The organism is Bacillus sp. JJ783 (assembly GCF_036963225.1).
Classification (GTDB): Bacteria; Bacillota; Bacilli; order Bacillales; family Bacillaceae_G; genus Bacillus_A; species Bacillus_A cereus_U.
Map to the genome: position 1 here is coordinate 1 of NZ_JBALMG010000102.1, position 6,946 is coordinate 6,946.

Here is a 6,946-nt window from a genome sequence, read left to right on the forward strand (position 1 = left end):
TAAATGTACAACAGGGAATAAATGTACAAGAACAAGATGTACTCGCGTGAAGCATTGTACTTTCGTTACAAAATTCGTGCGCTTTGAAAAGAAATGTTTCTGGACAAAACGATGTTCCTGTAAAAAATGTGTATTTTCCCCTCATAGCCATCATGGTTCTTGTGATGATTCGTGGGATCATGGTAAAGACTGTCACGATGACGGGCACAAATGGAATGATTGCAAAGATTGCAGACATAAGTCCTCTTCTTGCAAAAACAAGAAATTCGATCACTTCTGGTATAAAAAACGTAATTGCTAGTTTTTTATGCCCACAAAAAAAGGCCGTTTTGCGGCCTTTTTTACTTTTCCTGAAAATGACTTATATCTGCAAATTGTTTTACTTTACCAAAATTTTCATCAAATTCAATCACACTAAGACTCGCACTATGCATAAATGGCTCTCCCCATACATGTTCAATTTCAACACCTGCAAAATGCCCTACAAGTAATTTCGCTGCTGCAGCATGAGAGACAATTAAAATACTTTCACCTTTATGCTTTTCTAAAAGAAAGTGTATCCCGTCAATTACTCTTTTATGAACGGCCGCAAAGTTTTCCCCTGATGTTGATTGAAAAAGATGTGGTTCATTCCAAAATAAATGTACTTCTTCTGGATATTGCATTTCCAAATCAGCAATTGTTTGCCCTTCCCATGTACCCATATTTATTTCATAGAAACGTTCATCTGCTATAATTGGAATATTGCGTTCTCCTTTAATCAATTCAGCAGTATGAAGCGTTCTTTCACTTGGACTACTATATATGGCATGGAGCGGTAAATCCTTCATACGCTCCCCTAATTGTTTTGCTTGTATCATACCATTCTCAGTTAATGCTGAATTTTTTCGCCCTTGCATCCGCTTTTCTACATTCCATTCCGTCTCACCGTGCCTTGTTACATATACCGTTGTCTTCATTTCCCATTTCCCCCTTACCATTTTGGCCGCAATCCCCACGGCTCTACTCTCCCTACAATCCATTCCGTGCATTTACTTTCAATTCCTTTTATAACTCCGTCAGCTATCTCTTCATGAGTAAGCCACCTTGCATATGTATCTTCTAAAATAAACCCTAATATAACTCTATAATAACTACATAATGCCCCGCCTATTTTTTGTGACTTCGTACGTGATGCACTACTACCTAATATATGAAATAAACTGTACTTTTCCGACGACAATTCTACCTCATTACAAATGAGTCGTAATGCATGCTTAGCACCCTGTACCCATGCGACAACTAATGTAATTGGACCATTTTGTTCAATTGTACTTTTAATAGATTGCTTTACATCATCGTCATTTTGATAATCTACAGAAAGGCACGTAATATTTCCCGGTACAGAACTCCCTTGCTTAACATTTTCCAATTTCGCACTATCTCGTCCAATAATAGAAACGTGAAACCCTTGCTTACAAAGCCACATAGACACTTTCTTTAACATCCCTGTTCCACCAATTACAAGTGCATGCAAATACTCGTCCTCCTTAGTAAAATGTCATATGAGGTTTCTCATCTTTATAATAATTTAGACGGTCTTGCAATGTCCCTGAATGAAACTCAAACTTGTGACCATCAGGATCAACAAAATATATAGACTCACAATCTCTTACATCCCGTTCTCTACCCTTTAAAATATGAACTCCGTTTTCTTCTAATCGCTTTAACAAACAATTAAAATCCTCTTGTTCTACAGTGAATGCAATGTGCGTATAAGATTGATGAATTTCATTTCTCGGAATATGCGCCTCTTCATTAAGTGCTATCCATATCCCGCATATATTAAAATATGCAAGTTTTCTCCCTTTAGCCAATAATTTTCCTTCTAGTACTTTTTCGTAAAACATAATAGATTTTTTCAAATCGGAAACTGAAAAGCAAAGATGATTGATTCCCTTTAACAACTATGGCTCCCCCTTATACAAATAAAAGATGAGCGAAAATTCACTCATCTTTTATTATACTATTTTTTTGTAATATATGCCCATTTATAACTGAAGTCTCCACCAAACGTATGGTTAGCAATACCTTTTACATATTTCTTCTCTAAATACGCTGTACTTTGCTGATACACAGGTGAGATTGCAGCGTCTTGACCAATTAGGATTTTTTCAGCTTCCGCAAGTGCTTTCCAGCGTGCTGCATCATCTTTTAATAGTTCCCCTTTTGATTTCGCTACTAAATCATCATACTTCGGATTAGAATAATCCATTTCATTAAATGTGCTTCCAGTAACGAACATATCAATATAAGTCATTGGATCTGGATAATCTGGACTCCATGCAGATAATGAGAATTCATATTCAAATTTCTTTTCTAAATCTAGTTTCTGCTTATATGGTTGTTGTTTCAAATTCACTTTAATACCAGGTAAATTTTTCTCTAACTCTTCTTTAATAAAGTCGCCCACTTTTTTACGGCTACCGTTATCATCATTTAGAAATTCTACTGTAATTGTATCTTGGCCAAGTTCTTTCTTCGCTTCTTCCCATAATTTTTTTGCTTTTGCTGCATTGTCTTTACTGTCACGGAAATTTTTATTTACAGAACGGAAATCTTTTCCATCTGGTCCTGTCGTAAATTTTTCAGGGACTAAGAAATATGCTGGTAATGAGCCATCATTTAAAATAACATTTGCAATTCCTTTTTTATCATATGCCAGATCAATCGCTTCACGTACTTTTTGGTTTTTAAATGTTGCATTTTTTTGATTAAAGCGCAAGAAATACATACGTGGATCTAACTTCGTTTTAAATTCATCTGGCTTATTCTTTTTATATTTATCAACAAATTCAGAACTTAAAATAACTCGATCTGCTTGATCACTATCATATAAATTTACTCCCGTGCTCGTTTCCTTCACAATACTTACATTAATTTCTTCTAACTTTACAGTATCTTTATCCCAATAATTAGGGTTTTTCTTTAACTGATAACTTTGCTCATGTTTCCATTCACTCATTGTAAATGGTCCATTGTACAATAATTTATCTGCTTCTAATGCGTATTTATCCCCCTGTTCTTTCACATATTTTTCATTTAAAGGGAAAAATGTTGGGAATGAAGTAAGTTCAAGGAAATACGGTGCTGGTTGTTCTAATTCTACTACTAACGTTTTATCATCCTTCGCTTTCACTCCTAATTGATCTAACGGTAATTCTCCTTTATTTACTTTCTGTGCATTTTTCACATCAAATAAAATGAATGCATATTCTGCAGCTGTTGCTTTATCTAATGTACGTTGCCATGCATATACAAAATCTTGCGCTCGAACTGGATCTCCGTTTGACCACTTCGCATCACGTAATTCAAATGTATATGTCTTTTTATCTTCACTAATCTTCACATCTTTTGCCATACCTGGAGTTGGCTTATTATCCTTGTCCAAACGATATAACCCTTCCATTGCATTTACAAAGGCACGGAATGATACAGAGTCTGTTGATTTTGATGTATCCATTGAAGGAATTTCTGCTGTTTCTAGTAAGTTTAATACTTGATTATCTGCTATTCCCTTACCTGCTTCTTTCTTCGTTGTAGATGCCTTCTCCCCACTTCCGCAACCTGCAACCAATACACTCGTCGATAATGCAACTGCAGCAATCGCTGTTACCTTTCTCTTCATTCTTCCTTCCCCCAATCTATATGTATAAATGAAATCCAGTATAATATATATCATTATACAAAAGATTCAGATTATTTCAAATATTATTTTTCACATGCAAAAAAAGAAGCAGATAGAAGGTGCTTCCCATCCGCTTCTTTTTCTATCACTTTTACTTGCAATCCATCCTCTATTTCAAACGGATTTTGAACCTTGAATATTTCTTCCATCATCTTCAAAAACTCTTCTTCATTTTTAGATTCACCGTTAATCGTAAGTGAATATGGCTCAACTTCACCTAATTTATAATCTACAACAAATTGAATCGTCACCTTTTGTCTTGGCATCCCGGCGCTATATCCTTGAAATTCTACTAATTCTAACCCTTCCGTCCCGCGATAATATATCCATCCTGAATTTTGAAAATAATTTTCAAAAGATTCACCTATTGAAAAGAAAGGATATTCATAAAGCGAGCTCGTACGAACTTTTTGTATAATATCTCGATCAGTCGGAAAAAAGAAATGACTGAAAAAAATACTAGCAACTGCTAAAATAGTAACGATTGTCGCTCCCATTTTACTTGTTCCGCCACTATCACGAATGAGATAATTTTCAACCGATTCATCTTTAATTCCCCGTGCTTTTATTCTATATATACGCCTTTCTGCAAATTGATAATATAATCCATTTGCAAAAATCCCCATCCCAAATAGAATAAAAACGAGTAATAAAAACGTGAGAGGCACCATATTAATGATAGGCAATGCTACGTTGAACCCCATATAATAAGAAAATGCATCACATGCTACTAATAACAGTATAAATAAAGCAGCAGGTAAATAATACTTACGATATCCAAGCCAACCTACATTGAAAATAGCAGCCCAACCATTCCAGCTCCACCTAGCAATTCGCTTATTCTCAAGCTCCCATTTTCTTTTGTAATATCGATATTGTCTCCCTACATATACTTCTAATTCTTTATCTATTAGCGAGCTTTCTTCACCTTGTTCATTGTGCAAGTTTCGTTGACAATTTGCACAATTCAACTGATTACTCACGCAAGGTTGCCCACAATTTATACATTCCAAAACAATCCCTCTTTCCTTCCACACTTCATTTCAAAATACCTTCGTGTTTTAACAACCACTCTTTCCTCCATAAACCACCCGCATACCCTACAAGCTTTCCACTCTTTCCTATTATGCGGTGACACGGAACAATAATTGAAATGGGATTACGACTATTTGCTCCTCCTATCGCTCGTACAGCTTTCGTATTTCCAACCTTCTCTGCAATATCTAGATATGAAGCACTTACGCCGTACGGAATAGTATAGAGCGCATCCCATACATTTTTTTGAAATGATGTTCCCTCAGCAGACAGCGGGATTGTAAACTCTTTTCTTTTTCCTTTAAAATATTCATCTAACTCATTTATACATTGTTCTATCATTTCATTTGTATTTTCTTCTTGTCGCTCATCAACAAATATAACAGACGTAATTCCTTCTTGATTCGCTGTAATTTCCAGCAAACCTAGTTCACTTTCATAATAAGCCTGGTACATATGTTATCCTCCCATCCAGTTCATATTAGTCATTGTAACACGAATAGACAAAATTTTTCGTATAGGCGTTTTATTAGTAAAGCAAAAAAGTGAATGATACAATGTAAGAAAATTCGGTTCTGGTGCAAAAAGATGATAAATAAAAAAGAATCAAGGATTCCTAACGGAATCACCTGTTAAGCAGTTAATCCAAACAGCTGGTTGATAAAAATATTCTGATTTTTGACAGACTGGTCCTGCAAATCAATTTGTTTTTTTTGACCATATGCATGGCTTCAACACCACTCAATATAGAGGCTGATGTTTTGTATGATTTAAATCCCAACATAGAGCGTATACGTTTTTTAATAAAACGATGATCTTGTTCTACTATGTTATTTAAATATTTTATCCTTCGGATTTTGGTGCCTGTTGGTATCCTTTTTTCTTTCTTCAACTGTTCGATAGCAATTGGATAAACAGGGTTCTTATCAACCGTGATGATACGAGGTTTTGAGACATGAAAAGACCGCAAGGCTTTCTTGAAGAATCGCTTTGCAGCCTTATGATTTCTAGATTTACTCAAATAAAAGTCAATCGTATTTCCTTCAGAATCAACAGCACGATATAAATACATCCATTGTCTTTTTACTTTTATATATGTTTCGTCCACTCTCCATGAGTTATTCGTTTGTTTGAGATGACGTCGAATTCGTTTATCAAACTCCGGTCCATATTGATGTACCCATCGCATAATAGTTGTATGAGCCAGGAATAACCCTCGTTCCTCCATCATTTCCACCAAATCACGAAAGCTTAAGTTGTACCGTAGGTACCAACGTACAGTTAACAAGATGATGTCTGGTTGATAATGTTTCCACTTAAATAAATTCTCCTTTTCCATACTGATCACACACCTTTTATAGAGTAGTACTATCAGTATTTCCAAGTTTGATAGACCATTTTCATCTACTTCAAAGTTTTTGCACCAGAACCTCTTGGATAGCCCTGACTGAAAGAGGCTGTGCAGTATGTTTATACTTTGATAAGAATACATTTTTTAATTCTTTCCCCGGAGCATATTTGTTATCTCTAATTTCCATATACTTCTCAAGATCATTCAATGCAATTGGGGTAATCCATACAGAATCTTCTTTGTTTCCTTTTCGTATTACATCAATTAGTCTTTCTTTTAAGTTTATATCTTCCATACGAAGATCGGCCAATTCACTTACACGAATACCACTACCAAGAAAGAGAGAGAGAATAGCTACATCACGCTCTTTATCTCTTAGGAAATAGAACAACTGATGTTTTGTTAAAGCTTTTTCATGTTCAAACTTAACATAATTTAAAAATTCTTGATCGTCATCATTATGGAATATTTTAGATCTCATACGCTTCGCATGGGCGTTTAATTTTTCTTTATCTTTATGTATTTCAATTTTAGCCATTACATTTCTATAAAAATAGCATTCTCCATCTTCATCTTCTGAAAGGGAAGTAAGATACTTAAATAAAGATTTTAAAGCTGAAATTTTTCTGTTAACAGAGGAATTTTGCATGTTTTGTTGTAGTTTTAGAAACCTCATAAAGTTCTCAATATCTTTTTTCCTTAAATTCTCCAAATCAGAGAAAGATATGTCTTTAATGGGCTTAAATTCAATAATTTGTTCAGATAATAGCCAATTAAAGAAGACTCTAAAATCATATACATAATTCAGTAGGGTAGAGGGAGAGGCATCATGC

6 protein-coding genes and 3 pseudogenes are annotated in these 6,946 nt (G+C 34.8%); 1 reads left to right on the plus strand and 8 read right to left on the minus strand.

The genetic code is table 11. The features are described from left to right. A pseudogene (gene exsB / locus V7038_RS20835) lies at positions 1-301 on the plus strand (exosporium protein ExsB); the annotation flags it as partial. A gap of 40 nt (positions 302-341) precedes the next feature. On the opposite strand, the gene V7038_RS20840 reads toward exsB, so the two are convergent. From V7038_RS20840 to xerS, 8 genes and pseudogenes are all read right to left on the minus strand, one after another. Further along, a complete protein-coding gene (locus V7038_RS20840; RefSeq protein ID WP_335695600.1) occupies positions 342-959 on the minus strand; it encodes a phosphoserine phosphatase 1 in 618 nt (205 codons plus the stop codon). 14 nt (positions 960-973) lie between these two features. Further along, a complete protein-coding gene (locus V7038_RS20845; protein WP_070139177.1) occupies positions 974-1,516 on the minus strand; it encodes a short-chain dehydrogenase in 543 nt (180 codons plus the stop codon). 13 nt (positions 1,517-1,529) lie between these two features. Further along, on the minus strand, positions 1,530-1,946 hold the full coding sequence (gene fosB, locus V7038_RS20850; protein ID WP_002202278.1) for a FosBx1 family fosfomycin resistance bacillithiol transferase: 417 nt from the start codon (positions 1,944-1,946) through the stop codon (positions 1,530-1,532). A gap of 59 nt (positions 1,947-2,005) precedes the next feature. After that, positions 2,006-3,667 carry a peptide ABC transporter substrate-binding protein gene (locus V7038_RS20855; protein WP_199661747.1) on the minus strand — a complete coding sequence of 554 codons (1,662 nt, stop codon included), beginning with the start codon at positions 3,665-3,667 and terminating at the stop codon, positions 2,006-2,008. Between the two features lie 83 nt (positions 3,668-3,750). After that, positions 3,751-4,740 carry a DUF2628 domain-containing protein gene (locus tag V7038_RS20860; protein ID WP_199661748.1) on the minus strand — a complete coding sequence of 330 codons (990 nt, stop codon included), beginning with the start codon at positions 4,738-4,740 and terminating at the stop codon, positions 3,751-3,753. A gap of 25 nt (positions 4,741-4,765) precedes the next feature. Then, complete coding sequence (locus tag V7038_RS20865; protein WP_097905880.1) at positions 4,766-5,218, minus strand: methylated-DNA--[protein]-cysteine S-methyltransferase; 453 nt, start codon at positions 5,216-5,218, stop codon at positions 4,766-4,768. Between the two features lie 176 nt (positions 5,219-5,394). After that, a pseudogene (locus V7038_RS20870) lies at positions 5,395-6,101 on the minus strand (IS6 family transposase). 85 nt (positions 6,102-6,186) lie between these two features. Next, positions 6,187-6,946: pseudogene (gene xerS / locus V7038_RS20875) on the minus strand (tyrosine recombinase XerS); the annotation flags it as partial.